The organism is Azospirillaceae bacterium, from assembly GCA_028283825.1.
Lineage (GTDB): Bacteria > Pseudomonadota > Alphaproteobacteria > Azospirillales > Azospirillaceae > Nitrospirillum.
On the sequence record JAPWJW010000003.1, the window covers coordinates 1,612,501 to 1,628,074 of the forward strand.

At 68.3% G+C, this 15,574-nt stretch carries 11 protein-coding genes (1 of these 11 cut by a window edge); 5 read left to right on the forward strand and 6 right to left on the reverse strand.

What is annotated here, in order from left to right; all coding sequences use genetic code 11:
* Positions 1 to 18, forward strand: the 3' portion of a protein-coding gene (locus PW843_19220) for a M23 family metallopeptidase (protein ID MDE1148710.1). The gene continues 1,377 nt to the left of window position 1, outside the view; the window shows 18 of its 1,395 coding nt (coding positions 1,378–1,395); its start codon lies beyond the left edge, outside the window; it ends in the stop codon at positions 16 to 18.
* A gap of 395 nt (positions 19 to 413) precedes the next feature.
* Here the strand turns inward: PW843_19220 and clpB are convergent, their stop codons facing one another.
* Positions 414 to 3,056, reverse strand: coding sequence for an ATP-dependent chaperone ClpB (gene clpB / locus PW843_19225; protein ID MDE1148711.1), 2,643 nt, complete (start codon positions 3,054 to 3,056; stop codon positions 414 to 416).
* Between the two features lie 219 nt (positions 3,057 to 3,275).
* On the opposite strand from clpB, the gene PW843_19230 reads away from it, so the two are divergent.
* A complete protein-coding gene (locus PW843_19230) occupies positions 3,276 to 4,043 on the forward strand; it encodes an MOSC domain-containing protein (GenBank protein MDE1148712.1) in 768 nt (255 codons plus the stop codon).
* Between the two features lie 16 nt (positions 4,044 to 4,059).
* On the opposite strand, the gene pdhA is transcribed toward PW843_19230, so the two are convergent.
* Entirely contained in the window at positions 4,060 to 5,049 is a 990-nt protein-coding gene (gene pdhA / locus PW843_19235) for a pyruvate dehydrogenase (acetyl-transferring) E1 component subunit alpha (protein ID MDE1148713.1), read from the reverse strand.
* A gap of 329 nt (positions 5,050 to 5,378) precedes the next feature.
* On the opposite strand from pdhA, the gene PW843_19240 reads away from it, so the two are divergent.
* Complete coding sequence (locus tag PW843_19240; protein ID MDE1148714.1) at positions 5,379 to 6,950, forward strand: hypothetical protein; 1,572 nt, start codon at positions 5,379 to 5,381, stop codon at positions 6,948 to 6,950.
* Positions 6,951 to 6,977: 27 nt separating this feature from the next.
* Here PW843_19240 and PW843_19245 read toward each other — a convergent pair whose 3' ends face one another.
* The 4 genes from PW843_19245 to PW843_19260 all read right to left on the reverse strand — a co-directional run bounded on the left by PW843_19245 (position 6,978) and on the right by PW843_19260 (position 11,742).
* The gene (locus PW843_19245) at positions 6,978 to 7,349 is read right to left on the reverse strand and encodes an MmcQ/YjbR family DNA-binding protein (protein ID MDE1148715.1); all 372 of its coding nucleotides are present in this window, start codon (positions 7,347 to 7,349) and stop codon (positions 6,978 to 6,980) included.
* Positions 7,346 to 8,656, reverse strand: coding sequence for a M48 family metallopeptidase (locus tag PW843_19250; GenBank protein ID MDE1148716.1), 1,311 nt, complete (start codon positions 8,654 to 8,656; stop codon positions 7,346 to 7,348). Before PW843_19250 ends, PW843_19245 begins: the two co-directional genes overlap by 4 nt.
* A 78-nt stretch (positions 8,657 to 8,734) precedes the next feature.
* A complete protein-coding gene (locus tag PW843_19255) occupies positions 8,735 to 9,088 on the reverse strand; it encodes an RNA-binding S4 domain-containing protein (GenBank protein ID MDE1148717.1) in 354 nt (117 codons plus the stop codon).
* Positions 9,085 to 11,742: a helicase-related protein gene (locus tag PW843_19260; protein MDE1148718.1), complete on the reverse strand. Its 2,658-nt coding sequence runs from the start codon at positions 11,740 to 11,742 to the stop codon at positions 9,085 to 9,087. Before PW843_19260 ends, PW843_19255 begins: the two co-directional genes overlap by 4 nt.
* A 232-nt stretch (positions 11,743 to 11,974) precedes the next feature.
* On the opposite strand from PW843_19260, the gene PW843_19265 reads away from it, so the two are divergent.
* Positions 11,975 to 13,369 carry a hypothetical protein gene (locus PW843_19265; GenBank protein ID MDE1148719.1) on the forward strand — a complete coding sequence of 465 codons (1,395 nt, stop codon included), beginning with the start codon at positions 11,975 to 11,977 and terminating at the stop codon, positions 13,367 to 13,369.
* 184 nt (positions 13,370 to 13,553) lie between these two features.
* Positions 13,554 to 15,446 carry a molecular chaperone HtpG gene (gene htpG / locus PW843_19270; protein MDE1148720.1) on the forward strand — a complete coding sequence of 631 codons (1,893 nt, stop codon included), beginning with the start codon at positions 13,554 to 13,556 and terminating at the stop codon, positions 15,444 to 15,446.
* The last annotated feature ends 128 nt before the right edge of the window (positions 15,447 to 15,574 follow it).

Here is a 15,574-nt window from a genome sequence, read left to right on the forward strand (position 1 = left end):
GCCGTGAAGTGGCACTGATTATATAAGCCAAGGGCGGCATCCCCTACGGGATGCCGCCCTTGGCTTATATGGTTCCCTCAGGCGCCGGGCGCCGGCATCCGCCGACTTGGCTCATCCTCAGTTTCCAGTCCGCTACGCTCCCCGGAAACTTCCGGCGGCCCCGGTCGGGGCCTTGTCGCTTCGCTCCGAAGCTTATCCAGATCGCACATAGACGAAGGGCCGGCGGATCGCTCCACCGGCCCTTTTTTACTGAACCCCAGCGGCATGAGACATCTCATGCCGCTGTAGGACGCGACCGCGTCCGCCGGAGCGAGCACCGCAGGGCGGAGCGAGGAAGCCAAGGCCACGGATGTGGCCGCCCGGCGCCTGAGGGTGGCCTTTGATCGGTTACGATCAAAGGCCAACAACTATCATCAATGCACCGTGGGCGGCTGGCCCCACAGGCTTTCGCCGGCGGGCGGGGTCTGCAGGACCTCACCGTTCAGCACCAGGCCCTCAGGTCCGGCGGAGACCGAGATGGTCTGGCCGTCATTGATGCGCCCCTCCAGGATGCGGGTGGCCAGCGGGTTCTGCAGTTCCCGCTGGATCACCCGCTTCAGCGGCCGAGCGCCGTAAGCCGGGTCGTAGCCGGCATCGGCCAGCCAGCGCAAGGCCGCCTCGTCCAGTTCCAGGGTCATGCCCCGGTCCGCCAGCATGCGCCGCAGGCGGCCCAGCTGGATATCGACGATGCCGGTCATGTGCGGCCGCGACAGCCGGTTGAAGATGAGGATTTCATCCAGCCGGTTCAGGAACTCCGGCCGGAATGAGGCCCGCACCACCTCCAGCACATGGGCGTGCGCCGTGGCGATGGCCGCGGCATCCGCCCCGTCGGGCAGGTTGGCCAGGGCCTCAGACCCCAGGTTGGAGGTCATGATGATCAGGGTGTTGCGGAAGTCCACCGTGCGGCCCTGGCCGTCGGTCAGGCGGCCATCGTCCAGCACCTGCAGCAGCACGTTGAAGACGTCGGGGTGGGCCTTCTCCACCTCATCGAACAGCACGACCTGGTAGGGCCGGCGGCGCACCGCCTCGGTCAGCGCCCCGCCTTCCTCATAACCGACATAACCCGGGGGGGCGCCGATCATGCGGGCGACGGAGTGCTTCTCCATGTATTCCGACATGTCGAGGCGGACCATCGCCGTCTCGTCATCGAACAGGAATTCGGCCAAGGCCTTGGTCAGTTCCGTCTTGCCCACGCCCGTGGGCCCGAGGAACAGGAAACTGCCGATGGGGCGGTTGGGGTCCTGCAAGCCGGCACGGGCCCGGCGCACGGCGTTGGAGACGGCGACCAGCGCCTCATCCTGCCCGACCACCCGGCCATGCAGCTTTTCCTCCATGCGCAGCAGCTTCTCGCGCTCACCGGTCAGCATCTTGTCCACGGGGATGCCGGTCCAGCGGCTGACGACGCTGGCGATGTCGCTGTCGCGCACTTCCTCATTCAGCATGCGGTTGCCGCCGGCCTCCTCGGCCGCCTTCAGCTGCCGTTCCAGCTCGGGCACGACGCCGTAGGTCAACTCACCCGCCCGCGCCCAGTTGCCGGTGCGCTGCGCGTGCTCCAGCTCCGCCCGCGTGTGCTCCAGCTGTTCCTTCAGCTTCTGGGCGCCGGTCAGGGTGTCCTTCTCCGCCTGCCACTGGGCCGTCAGCTGGCCGGACTGTTCCTCCAGGTCGGCCAGTTCGGTTTCCAGCTTCAGCAGCCGGTCCTTGGAGCCCTGGTCGGTCTCGCGCTTCAGCGCCTCACGCTCGATCTTCAGGCGGATGATCTGGCGGTCCAGCTCATCAATCTGTTCGGGCTTGCTGTCCACCACCATGCGCAGCCGGCTGGCCGCCTCGTCCACCAGGTCGATGGCCTTGTCGGGCAGGAAACGATCGGTGATGTAGCGGTTGGACAGGGTGGCGGCGGCCACGATGGCGCCGTCGGTGATGCGCACGCCGTGGTGCAGCTCATACTTCTCCTTCAGGCCGCGCAGGATGGAGATGGTGTCCTCCACCGTCGGCTCCGAGACAAACACGGGCTGGAAGCGACGGGCCAGGGCCGCGTCCTTCTCGATATACTTGCGGTATTCGTCCAGGGTGGTGGCGCCGACGCAGTGCAGCTCACCCCGCGCCAGGGCGGGTTTCAGCATGTTGGACGCGTCCATGGCGCCGTCCGCCTTGCCCGCCCCCACCAGGGTGTGCAGCTCATCGACGAAGACGATGACCTCACCCGCCGCGGACTGGATTTCCTGCAGCACGGCCTTCAGCCGTTCCTCGAACTCACCCCGGAACTTGGCGCCGGCCACCAGGCCCGCCAGGTCCAGCGCCAGCAGGCGCTTGTTCTTCAGGCCTTCGGGCACGTCGCCGTTGATGATGCGCTGGGCCAACCCTTCCACGATGGCGGTCTTGCCCACGCCGGGCTCACCGATCAGGACGGGGTTGTTCTTGGTGCGGCGGGCCAGCACCTGGATGGTGCGGCGGATTTCCTCATCCCGGCCGATGACGGGGTCGAGCTTGCCGTCGCGCGCCGCCTGGGTCAGGTCGCGGGCGTATTTCTTCAGGGCGTCGTAGCTCTGCTCCGCCGACGCGCTGTCGGCGGTGCGGCCCTTGCGCAGGGCGTTGATGGCCTGGTTCAGGGTCTGCGGCTTGGCGCCCGCCTCGGCCAGCACCTTGGCGGCGCTGGTGCCCTCGGCCATGGTCAGCGCCAACAGCAGGCGTTCGGCCGTAACGAAGCTGTCGCCGGCCTTCTGGGCCAGTTGCAGGGCACTGTCGAACACCTTGGCCAATTCGCGGCTGAGGCTGATCTGGCCGGCACCCGGGCCGGAAACCTGGGGCTGCTTGGCCAACGCCGCCTCCACCCCCGCCAGGGCGCGGGCCGGATCGGCGCCGGAGGAACGCAGCAGGTTGGCCGCCAGGCCTTCGCTGTCGTCCAGCAGCACTTTCAGAAGATGATCGGGTGTCAGGCTCTGGTGGCCGCCGCGCAGGGCCAACGTCTGCGCCGCCTGCACGAAGCCACGGCTGCGCTCGGTGAACTTCTCGAAGTCCATTCCTGTAAAGCTCCCTAATGTCGGCCGTAACGTCCGCCAGGCAGCCCGTTCCAGCCATGATCCACGACAATGTGCGATCCGAAGGATGCACCAGCGATATGGGGGCGGCGCGTTTTCCCCGCAAGGGGGGAGACGACACTATGGTCGTAGGCCCCGCCCGAGAGGTAAGGCCTTGGCCCGCATTGACAAAGGCCCGGCCCCATCCCTTACAGTGATCCCATGAACGCCACCGTTTCCATCCTGCACTATTACCCCGTCAAGGGGCTGTCCGCCCAGGGGCTGGAGACGGTGGTGCTGACACCCGGCCAGGGGCTGCCGCACGACCGGCGTTTCGCCATCACCCACGGCGCCAGCACCTTTGACCCGCTGGCCCCCACCTGGCGGCCCAAAAGCAATTTCCTGGCCCTGGTGCGGGATGAGCGGCTGGCCACCCTGGACGCCCGTTACGACCCCGACAGCTGCGCCCTGATGCTGCTGCGCGGGGCCAAGCCGGTGTCGCGCGGGCGCATCGACACGCCCACCGGCCGCCTGCTGATCGAACAGTTCCTGGCGGCCTACATGAAGGACGCGGCGGTGCCGCCGCCCTACAAGCTGATCGAAGCGCCGGGCCACATGTTCAGCGACATCGAGGAAAAGGCGGTGTCGCTGATCAACCTGGCCAGTGCCAAGGACCTGGAGCGGGTGGTGCAGGCGCCGGTGGACCCGCGCCGCTTCCGCGGCAACCTGCTGCTGGCCGACCTGCCCCCCTGGGCGGAGGCGCAATGGGTGGGCAAGCACCTGCGGGTGGGCGAAACCCGGCTGGAAGTGTTCAAGAACATCCGCCGCTGCGCCGCGACCGAGGTGAACCCGGTGACGGGGGAGCGGGACATGGCCGTGGTGAAGTCGCTGATGAACGGTTATGGCCACGTCAATTGCGGCGTCTACGCCCGTGTCATCGAAGGCGGCACGGTAAAGCCGGGCGACACAGTGACGGTACTGGACACCTGAGCCCGAGGGCCGGCCGTCACCGGTAGACGTCGGTGTAGAGCTGGGCTGGATCCGGCTCAGGGCTGGTGACCGCGAAGTCCACGGCATGCGCGACGACCGCCTTCACACGCGCGTCGATCACCTTCACCTCGCCCTGGGCGGACCAATCGTTCAACAGGCGCGCCAGGACACGATCAATGGGATCGTTTTTGGTCTTCATCTTCTGAACCTCGTCCTTCGTCCGGTACTGGGCGGGATCCGACATCGAGTGCCCGCGATAGCGGTAGGTGAGCATTTCCAGGATGAACGGCCCCTCGCCGGCGCGCGCCCTATCCACCGCGCGTTTGCCGGCCTCATGGACCGCGCGCACGTCCATGGCGTCCACCTGCTCGCCGGGAATGCCGAATGACGCGCCCCTTTCGGAAAGATTGGTGGTGGCCGACGCCCGCTCCACGCTGGTGCCCATGCCGTAGCGGTTGTTCTCGATGACGTAGACCACCGGCAGGCGGTGGATTTTCGCCATGTTGAAGGACTCATAGACCTGGCCCTGGTTCGCCGCCCCGTCACCGAAATAGGTCAGGCATACCCGGTCGTTTCCGCGATAGCGGTTGGCAAACGCCAGGCCGGTGCCGATCGACACCTGGGCGCCGACGATGCCGTGGCCACCATAGAAGCCAAGGTCGGCGGCGAACATGTGCATGGAGCCGCCCTTGCCGCCCGATATGCCCGACGCCCGGCCGGTCAACTCGGCCATGACGACGGTCGGTGCGATGCCCAGGGCCAGCATGTGGCCGTGGGCACGGTAGGCGGTGATGACCTGGTCCCCCGTCTCGATCGCCATCTGCATGCCGACGACGACGGCCTCTTGACCGATATAGAGGTGGCAAAAACCGCCGATGAGGCCCTGGCCGTAGAGCTGGCCGGCCCGTTCCTCAAACCGGCGGATCAGCACCATCTGTTCGTAAGCATGCAGGTCTTCCTCCCTGCGGAAGACGGCTTTGGTTTCGGCCCGCGCTTTCTCGTCCATGGCCCACGATCATCCTTCCAATTGCCGGGTTCCCAATTGCTGGGTTCGCTGTTCTTGGGACGGCACCATAAGACAAGGCGGACACGACGCCGGTCTGGCCTTTGGCAAGGCGTGCTTGCACCCACGCAAGTGTGGGATCGGGCCGAGGGCGGTTCGGCAAGGTGGCGCGACGGGGGTGGCGGTAATGGGAAATATATGCGGCCCCGCGCGGCCACGCCGCGAACTGGGGGAAGTTTTTCCCCTTGATGCCCCTTACGATGGCCCCCTATGAAGCGTGAACAGCCGGCGCCGCCCCGTTCACTGGCGGGTGCAATGAGAAGGACGGGGGCATGAGACATTCGGGCTATGGGCGCAAGGTCTGGGCCGGCGCGATGATGACGGCGGCCGCGGCCATCCTGGCCACGGGCATTGGGGCCGTGGGCGCCAGCGCGCAGGAACTGACCCAGGTGCCGCCGTTCTCGATCAATGACCTGATGGCGCTGAAGCCGGCCTCGCCCGTGCCCTATGTCGCGGTCGCCGCCCCCCGCCCGGCCCATGTGGTCAGCACCAGGCACAAGGGCCGCTTCGACGGGCAAGCCATCCAATACACCGCCACGGTGGGCGAGACCTTCATTCCCGGCGATGACAATAAGGACGCCGAAGCGGCGATGGTGACCATCGCCTATGTGCGGGACGGCGTGCGCGACCCCGCCCACCGGCCCGTCGCCTTCATCTTCAATGGCGGCCCCGGCGCCTCATCCACGCCGTTGCAAGGGGGCCTGGCGCCGCGCATTCCCGACAAGTCCGACATCGATTCAGGCCGGTACATCGACAACCCGGACAGCGTACTGGATGCCGTCGACCTGGTGTTCATCGACCCGATCGGCACGGGCTTTTCCCGCGCGCTGTCGGGCAAGCCCGTCGAGCAATACTGGAGCACGCGGGGCGACGCGCAGTCGGTCCGCTATTTCATCCAGACCTGGCTGCGGGAGCACCACCGCGAAACCTCCCCCCGCTACATCGTCGGTGAAAGCTACGGTACCGCCCGCGCCGGACACATCGCCGAGATCGGCGAGGATTTGAACCTGGATGGCATCGTCCTGATTTCCTCCACCGGCAGCCCGGGCGGCGAAGACCTGGACGCGGCCACGCGCTTCCCCACCTTCGCCACCGCCGCCGCCTTCCATGGCAAGGGGCGGGACGCGGGCAAGGACGCCCGCCAGGTATTCGACGACAACGTCCGTTTCGCCGAGGGCCCCTACCTGGCGGCCCTGGTCAAGGGCGACCGTTTGTCCGCCGAGGAGCGCGACGCCATGGCGGGCGAGATCGCCGACCGGCTGGGGCTACCGAAGGATTTCATCCTGGCGCACAATTTGCGGCCGGAAAATTACGACTTCATGCTGAACCTGCTGAAGGCGGAAGGGCAGCGCACCGGCCAGTTGGATGCCCGCGCCAAGGGCGATCTGGAAACGTACGCCAAACGCAACCCACCCTACGACGACCCGTCGATGAGCCTGGGCGCCAAGGGCACGCCCAACACACCGACATCGCCCGCGTCCAACGAGGTCGAGAAGGCCTTCCTGGCCCATGAACTGGGGTATGAAAGCGACGAGGGCTATTTCGGCCTGAACCTGAAGATGCTGTTCAACTTCAAGCACGACGTCGATTTCAACTGGCGCCCGATGGACGCGATTTCCAAGCTGATGCACACCCAGGCCAAGCTGCGGCTGCTGCTGACCGGTGGGCTGTACGACATCACCACCCCCTTCCATACGGCGGAATACAACCTCAGCCACGCCGACGTCCCCCGCGACCGCACCACCGTGCGGGGGCTGGAGTCCGGCCATGAGGTCTATGGCGGCAAGAACATCGTGGTGTTCAACCAGATCCTGCGCGACTTCGTCAGGCCTGCGGAGCACTGACCCCTATACGTGCGGCCTTGGCTGGCGCTACACCCCCAGCAGCGCCGCCAACTTCTTCGGCGCCACCGCCTGGTAGCTTTCCCGCATCCAGGCCGCCAGCAGATCCAGCGGCACGTCGTCGCCGGCATCGAAGGTGGCGGTGACCCAGCCGGCGCGGCCCAGGCCGTAGCCCGTGGCGGCGACGTTGGGCATGTCCAGGGCGAAGGGGCCGGAGCGGGGCAGCTTCACCGTCACGCTCAACCGTCCCCCGCCCGCGTCACCGTCGCCATGGCCGCGGCCCAGGAAGACGAAGATCTTCTGCCGGACCTTCACCACCGTCTCCCCCCAGGGCTGGTCCTCCCAGGCCTCGGGATAGGCCAGGGCTTGCGCCAGAAGGACGGCGGCGGGGTCGGCGGTCATGGTTTCGGCGCCTCGGTGGTCGCGTCCGGCACAGGGGCGGCTGGTGCCATCGCCGGGTTTTCCGCCTTCCAAAGCATGGCGCGCAGGATGCGGTTGTAGCCGGAGGGATGGTCGTAGAAGACGATCTCCTCCCACGCGGCGGGTTTCAGCTTGCGGTATTCCGCCAGTTTCAAGGTCACCTGGGCGAAACCGTCGGGCTCACGCGCCAGGTTCAGGCCGAAGGCGTCGGCCTCCGCCTCCTGCGTGCGGGTGACCGTGTTCACGACCGGCGTCAACACGAAGAAGTAGGCGGAAAACAGCAGCATGACCAGGGGCAGGCCGGTCACGTCGGCAAGGCCGGTGACGCCCCAGCGCCCACCCGCCGTCAGGCGCGCGAAGGCCCAATCGACCACGACGTAGCCCACCAGGATGATGAGCGTGAAATAGGCCAGGATGACGGCCATGTGGTTCAACACGTAGTGCCCCATCTCATGCCCCATGACGGCCTTGACCTCGGCCTGGGTGCAGCGCTGCAACAAGGTGTCGGTCAGGGAGATGCGGGTGGTGCCCAGCAGGCCGCTGACGTTGGCGCTGATCTTGTTGGACTGGCGCGAGGCGTTGAACTCATAGACGTCAGTGGCCGGCACCTCATTGGACCGGGCCATGGACAGGATGGCCTCGCGCACCGGGCCGGGCCGCATCGTTTCGTACTTGTTGAACAGGGGCATGACGAACACCGGCCCCAGCACGAGGATGACCGCCATGCCGGCCATGGTCACGGCCGTGGCCCATATCCACCAGCGCTGTCCCGCCGCGCGCACCAGGCGGTAGATGCCCCAGGCCAGCAGGGACAGGGCCACCGTGTCGAGGGCGAGCGAGATCATCTGATCCCCGAGCCACTCGCCGAATCCCTGGTTCATCAGCCCGTACTGCCGTTCCCGGAACCAGGCGGCATAGATGGTCAGCGGCAGGCTGAGGACATAACTGATGATGCAATAGAGGGCGACGAACAGCGGCGTGGCGAACCGCCCGAAACGGTCCACCACCGCGCGCAGCCGCCGCCCCCATCCACCGCCCAGGAACAGGGCCGCCACCACCACGCCCATGAGGAACTGCCACAGCTGCAGCCAGTAGCCGCCCTCGAAATAGGCGTCGGACTTGGCGCGCGCCTCAGCCGGCACGCTGTCCATATAGGCTTGCGTCGCCGCCACCGGATCGAAGTCAGCAGCGTGCGCCGCCGCCGACAGCAGCAGCGCGCCGGCCACACCGGCGGTCATGGCCAGCGCCCCACGGCGCAGCCCGTCATTGCCCCGAAGTCCCATGCCCATGCCCCATCCGATGCCCGGTTTATTAACCAAGAGCTTACGCGCAGCGGGGCCGCCTGGACAGGGCCAGTTGCACAGGCGCTACAGCACCTTGGGCAGGCGTGATTCCGGGGTGGGCGGGGCCAGATCTTCATACAGCGCTTGGGCTTCCGGTGCCGGGCCCCGGCGGGTGCCCAGCGCCAGCACCTTGATGACGCGGATGTGGTTGCCCAGGGGGAAGGTCAGCACGTCGCCCGGCCGCACGGTATGGTGCGCCTTGGTGATGGCGGTGCCGGCGCAGCGGATGGCGCCGGAGCCGCACAGCTTGGCCGCCAGGCTGCGCGACTTCAGGAAACGGGCGTACCACAGCCACTTGTCCAGGCGCAGGCGGCCCTGGGCCAGGTCGGCCGCGTCCTCGTCGTCCCTGTCCTTCAGGTCGTTGTCCTTAGCGCTCATGGCGCCTCCACCAGGGTTCTCAGGATGCTGAACGGGTTGTCGGGTGATGGTGGACGTGCCGCCGGCTGGGCGCCTTTCGCCACCGACCGGGGGCCGGATTCAGGCCGCACCTTGGGCCGGCGGCGCACCCAGTGGTCGATGTGCGTCGGGGCGGCGGGCGGCGGGTCCGATCCTTCCGGCACGGGCGGCGGCTTGAGGGTGGAGCGGACGCGGCGCCAGCCCAGGGCGGCCATGACGCCCGGCATTTCCTCCCGGGGGCAGCCCAGGCCGGGCGCCAGATCATCCACAGCTGTCAGCGGGCCGGCCTTGGCCCGTTCCGCCAGCGTCTTTTCCAGGCGGTCCACCATGTCCACCCGCACGGCGCGGGGGCCAAGCGGGATGAAGCCGATGGCGGCCAGGAAATCGGCCGGCGCACCGGTCCCGGGGACGGAGACGCGGCCGGGCGGCGGCACGACGACGGGAACACCGCCGCGCGCGACCGACCACAGCAGGGCGCGCAAGCCCACCGCCGCCGGCCGGGTCAGGGCCGCCAGGAACACTTGGCTGAAGCCTAAGCGCAGGCCCAGGGCGGCCAGGCGGCGCCGGTCGTCCTTGGTCAATGCCGCGATCAGCGGGTCCAACGGCACGCGCGGCAGGCCACCCAGCGCCTCGGCCACCTGGAAGGCGATGCCGCGGGCCGCCCCCGACAGGCCATCCTCCTGGGCGGCCGCCCGCAAGGCCATGAGCGGGGCCAGCACGCGGCCGACATGGGCATCGACCCAGCGGGCCAGGCGGGCCCGCACCGGCTCACGCTGGCCGGTCTGCAGGAAATCGTCGCCCACCAGGCGCACCAGGGGGGCCAGCGGCGTGGGGCCGGGCGCCAACTGGCCGACGACCGCGCCCTCCCAATGGAAGGTGCCGGCGCCCGCGTCCAGGGTGATGGCGGCGTCGGCCGCGCCCTCGAACGCGCGTACCCGCTGGGCGATGACATCGGAGAGAGCACGACGGGCGGCGGTGGTGATGGCCCGGGCGTCGGCCGCCGGCACGTCGGCGTCCAGTTCGAAGGTGACACCGCGCAGGCTGCCCACCGGGTGGCCTTCCACCAGCACGCGGCCGTCGCGGTCCACCGCCCCCATCAGGTCGCGCCCGTCGGCCAGCCGCTTGACCAAACCGGCGGAGCGCTTGTCGACGAAGCGCTGGGTCAGGCGCTCATGCAGGGCGTCGGACAGCCGGTCCTCGATGGCGCGGGTGCGTTCCTGCCAATGCCGGCCATCGTCCAGCCAGCCGGGGCGGTGGGAGATGTAGGTCCAGGTGCGGATATGGGCGATGCGCGACACCAGGGTGTCGATGTCGCCCTCCCCCCGGTCCAGGCGGCTGACCTGGGCCGCCACCCAGTCCAGCGGCAGGGTGCCGGCGGGGCCGTCGCGCAGGTAACGGAAGATCTGCGACAGCAGGCGGGTGTGGGCGTCGGACAGCACCTTGCGGAAGTCGGGGATCTGGCACACCTCCCACAACAGGCGCACGGCCAGCGGGTTGTTGGCCAGGCGCATGAGGTCGGCGTCGTTGGCCAGGGCCAGCAAGGCCAGGTGGTCGTCCGCCTCGCGCGCGCGGATCAGCACCGGCGAGGGCGGCCGCTCCTCCAGCGCGCGCAGCAAGGCCTGGGGGCTGCGGAAATCCAGGTCGACGTTGCGCCACATCAGGGTCTTCAACGTCTCGAACTTATGGTTTTCCACCGCGTCGATCAGTTCGGGATCCAGCGTCGGCGCCTCATCCGTGGTGCCGAAGGTGCCGTCGGTCAGGTGGCGGCCGGCGCGACCGGCAATCTGCGCCACCTCGGGTGCCCGCAGGCGGCGCGGCTGGTGGCCGTCGAACTTGGACAGGCGGGCGAAGGCGACATGGTCCACATCCATGTTCAGGCCCATGCCGATGGCATCGGTCGCCACCAGGTAGTCCACCGCCCCTTCCTGGTACAACTGCACCTGGGCGTTGCGGGTACGGGGGCTGAGGGCGCCCAGCACCACCGCCGTGCCGCCGCGCGTGCGGCGCAGCAGTTCCGCCAGGCCGTAGACGTCGGATGCGGAGAACGCCACCACGGCAGCGCGGGGCGGCAGCTTGGTCAGCTTCTTGTGCCCGCTGTAGGTCAGGCTGGAGAAGCGGGGCCGCGACACGAACTCCGCCCGGGGGATCAGCTTTTGCAGCAGGGGCCGGATGGTGTCGGAGCCCAGGAACATCGTCTCTTCCGTGCCGCGCGCGTGCAGCAGGCGGTCGGTGAAGATGTGGCCGCGCTCGGGATCGCCGGCCAGCTGGATCTCATCCACCGCCAGGAACTGCACCACATGGTCCAGCGGCATGGATTCCACGGTGCAGATCCAATAGCGGGCGCCGGGGGGGATGATCTTCTCCTCCCCCGTCACCAGGGCCACCTGGGCCGCCCCCTTGGACCGCACCACCTTGTCGTAGTTCTCCCGCGCCAGCAGGCGCAGGGGGAAGCCCATCATGCCGCTGGCATGCGCCAGCATGCGCTCCATCGCCAGATAGGTCTTGCCGGTGTTGGTGGGGCCCAGCACCGCCACCACCCGGCCGCCGGGCAGGGCGCCCACGCTGTCGGCCGCCCGCTTTTGCGCCACGGGGCTGTGCACAGGCTGGGTCATCGACGGGCGGGAACGATCACTCATGGCATTCAGTGTTGGGGCAAGCCCGTCGCATTGCAAGTGGCCCCCCGGGATTGCACGGGACCGGCCCTGGAAAAAACGCGCCGCGGAGAGGACATAAAGCGGGGGCATCCTTATATAGTGCGTCGTCCGAACAAGCACGCCCCAGCCGGGCTTGCGACGATGGGCCCGCTTGTTTCCAGTCCCACATGCCGTATCACCCCCATTCATCGTCTTCTGCCGCAGAGTATCTGGAATGCCCGTCCGCCCCCGCCTCGCCGCCCTGTCGCTGCTGTCGCTTTCCCTCATGTCGGCCACGGCGCTGGCGGCCCCCGTCACGCAGGAGGGGGCGGAGCGGCTGGCCCGGCTGGCGGAACAGCATCTGACCCAGCCGGCCAACCCCAACAAGAGCGACAGCCTGCGCCTGACCCTGAACGGCCACGCCAGTGCGGCGCGCGAGGGCGACCACTACCGCCTGAGCCTGCCGGGGGCGCAGCTGCACCTGGGCAGCGGGTCGGTGCTGGACCTGGGCACCCTGGTGCTGGCGGTGACGCCCACCGCCGACGGGCACTGGGACGCCACCGGCGCCCTGCCCAGCCCCATGGGCGTGTTCGACGACCAGGGCATGCGCATCGGTGAGGTGCGGCTGGGCAGCCAAAGCCTGCGCGCCCGCTGGACGCCCGACTTCCAGACGGTGGACCTGCTGGACGCCAAGGCGGGCGACATCCGCTTCATCCCCCGCCCCGGCCATGGCGCCGTGCAGATGGATAACCTGACGGTGCATTTCGTGCCCGACGACGAGGGGCACGGGCGCTGGAGCGGCCCCGTGCGGCTGGAGGTCAACAAGCTGCTGACCCAGACACCCGACGGGGCGGAGGACACCCGCCTGCTGCGCGGCCTGCTGTCGGTGGATTTGAGCGATTTCGACGTCACCCAGGGCGCCCTGCTGCGCGTCGGCGGCGGCACGGAGACAGGGCCCAGCGCCAACGGCCTGGTGTCGCGGGTGAAGGGCACCTTCAGCCTGGACGGCTATGCCGGCCACGATGACGAGGGCAAGGCCTATTCCCTGAAAAGCCTGAACCTGACCGTCACCGGCGACAAGATGGACGGCGACCACGGCATCCTGGCGGTGGACTACAGCCACCGCGGCCTGTCCAAGCCCGGCACCCCTGGCCAGGCCAACACCATCCCGGAGACGGGCGACCTGCACCTGAAGATCACCGACCTGCCCGCCCGCACCCTGGCGGCGCAGGACTGGAACACCCTGCCGCCGGACGCCAAGCACCGCAACCGCGCCATCAAGGAACGCACGGTCGCGGCCATGGACCAGGCCGGCAGCCACCTGACCATCGACCGCCTGGACTTCCAGGCGCCGGACGCCGCCCTGGTGGGCCATGCCGCCCTGGTGTTCGACGCCGTCACCCCCCGCGGCCTGACCGGCAATCTGGCCCTGATGATGCACGGGCTGGACCATCTGCCGGCCACCGGCGTGGGCAACGGCACCATGCTGGCCTTCTTCGCCCTGCAATCGCTGGGCGCGCCGGATGAGAAGGGCCGCCGCTTCGACCTGGATTTCCACCCCGACGGCCATGTGAAGCTGAACGGCAACGACGTCACCCTGCTGATGTCCGGGCTTTCCAAGTTCCCCTGACCGGCACCCCGTCCCGCCCGATTCCGGTGCCTGCCCCTATGGAGGGGCTTGCGTCGGCCGCGCCCGCCCCTCATATCGGGGCGCGTCGGCTGGTTCCCGCATCGTCGGACCGGCCCGTCGTATCACCCAGCGGCCGCCGCAACGACGGCGACGCCGCGATGCCTTAAGAGGACGGGACACGCCCATGAGTGAGGAAAAACTCAGCTTCCAGGCCGAGGTTTCACGGCTGCTGGATATCGTCACGCACTCGCTGTATTCGGAGAAGGAGGTCTTCCTGCGGGAATTGATCTCCAACGCCTCGGACGCGTGCGACAAGCTGCGCTATGCCGCGCTGACGCAGGCGGACCTGACGGCCGGCGACGCCGCCTTCCGCATCACCCTGACGCCCGACACCGCCGCCCGCACCCTGACCGTCGCCGACAACGGCATCGGCATGAACCGGGACGAACTGATCGAGAACCTGGGCACCATCGCCCGGTCCGGTACCGCCAACTTCATGGCCGCCTTGTCGCAGAAGGCCGAGACGGAAAAGGCCGGCGAGAAGGACGTGTCGCTGATCGGCCAGTTCGGCATGGGTTTCTATGCCGCCTTCATGGTGGCCAGCGAGGTCGAGGTCTATTCCCGCAAGGCGGGGGACGCGACCGGCTGGCGCTGGGCGTCGGACGGCAAGGGCGCCTTCACCGTGGGCGAGACCGACCAGGCGCCGGCGCGCGGCACCCGCATCGTCCTGCACCTGCGTGACGGCGAGGACGACTACCTGCAGACCTACCGCCTGCAAACCATCGTCAAGAAGTACAGCGACCACATCAGCATCCCGGTGCTGGTCGGCGATGATGAAAAGCCGGCCAACGCCGCCTCCGCCCTGTGGACCCGGCCGAAGAACGAGATCACGGCGGAGCAGTACAAGGAATTCTACCACCACGTCGGCCATGGCTTCGACGATCCGTGGCTGACCCTGCACTGGCGGGCGGAAGGCGTGCTGGAATACACCAGCCTGCTGTTCATCCCCGAGACCAAGCCCTTCGACCTGTTCGAGCCGGAGCGCAAGCACCAGGTGAAGCTGTACGTCCGTCGCGTGTTCATCACCGAGGGACCGGAAGGCCTGATCCCGCCCTACCTGCGCTTCCTGCGTGGCGTGGTGGACAGCGAGGACCTGCCGCTGAACGTCAGCCGCGAGATGCTGCAGCACAACCCCATGCTGGCCAAGATGCGCACCGGCATCGCCAAGCGCGTGCTGGGTGACCTGGCGCGCAAGGCGGGCGATGAGGAAGCCAAGGCTGACTACGCCCGCTTCTGGGGGAACTTCGGCGCCGTGCTGAAGGAAGGCCTGTATGAGGAACGCGAGCAGCGCGACACCCTGCTGAAGCTGCTGCGCGCCAACAGCACGCAGGGCGATGAGCTGGTCAGCCTGGAAGAGTATGTCGGCCGCATGAAGCCGGGCCAGGACGCCATCTATTACATCACCGGCGAGGACAAGGCCGCCCTGGCCCGCAGCCCGCACCTGGAAGGCTTCCGCGCCAAGGGTGTGGAGGTGCTGTTCCTGACCGACGCGGTGGATGAGTTCTGGCTGCAGTCCGTCACCGAATACCAGGGCAAGGCCTTCAAGTCCGTCACCCGCGGCGGTGCCGACCTGAACGCCATCCAGGCCGAGGACAAGGCCGACGAGGCCCCCAAGGCACCGGAGGACAGCGTCGCCGACCTGGTGGCCCTGGCCAAGCTGACCCTGGGCGACGCGGTCAAGGACGTGCGCACGTCCGAACGCCTGCGCGAAAGTGCCGTCTGCCTGGTGGCGGACGAGGGCGACATGGACATCCACCTGGAGCGCATGCTGAAGGCCCACAAGCGGCTGGACGAAAGCGCCAAGCGCATCCTGGAGGTCAACCCCGGCCACCCGCTGATCCGCCGCCTGGCCGACCTGGCCAAGACCAACGGCGCCGGTGGTGCGCAAGGAGAGGCCCTGGCCGACGCCGCCTGGCTGCTGCTGGACCAGGCCCGCATCCTGGAGGGCGAGTCCCTGCCGGATCCGGTTGCCTTCGCCCGCCGCCTGGCGACCTTCGTGGAGAAGGGGCTGGCCTGAGCGCCGCCAGCGGCACGAATTATTGATTCGTGCCGCTGTAGGCTGCGACCGCGGCCGCCGCAGCTTTCCGGGGAGCATAGCGGACTGGAAAGCGAGGAAGCCCAAGCCCGCGGATGCGGGCGCCCGGC

Coding starts and splice junctions, on each gene's coding strand:
- clpB (MDE1148711.1), bottom strand. CDS start 3,056: ATGGACTTCGAGAAGTTCACCGAGCGCAGCCGTGGCTTCGTGCAGGCG.
- PW843_19230 (MDE1148712.1), top strand. CDS start 3,276: ATGAACGCCACCGTTTCCATCCTGCACTATTACCCCGTCAAGGGGCTG.
- pdhA (MDE1148713.1), bottom strand. CDS start 5,049: ATGGACGAGAAAGCGCGGGCCGAAACCAAAGCCGTCTTCCGCAGGGAG.
- PW843_19240 (MDE1148714.1), top strand. CDS start 5,379: ATGAGACATTCGGGCTATGGGCGCAAGGTCTGGGCCGGCGCGATGATG.
- PW843_19245 (MDE1148715.1), bottom strand. CDS start 7,349: ATGACCGCCGACCCCGCCGCCGTCCTTCTGGCGCAAGCCCTGGCCTAT.
- PW843_19250 (MDE1148716.1), bottom strand. CDS start 8,656: ATGGGCATGGGACTTCGGGGCAATGACGGGCTGCGCCGTGGGGCGCTG.
- PW843_19255 (MDE1148717.1), bottom strand. CDS start 9,088: ATGAGCGCTAAGGACAACGACCTGAAGGACAGGGACGACGAGGACGCG.
- PW843_19260 (MDE1148718.1), bottom strand. CDS start 11,742: ATGAGTGATCGTTCCCGCCCGTCGATGACCCAGCCTGTGCACAGCCCC.
- PW843_19265 (MDE1148719.1), top strand. CDS start 11,975: ATGCCCGTCCGCCCCCGCCTCGCCGCCCTGTCGCTGCTGTCGCTTTCC.
- htpG (MDE1148720.1), top strand. CDS start 13,554: ATGAGTGAGGAAAAACTCAGCTTCCAGGCCGAGGTTTCACGGCTGCTG.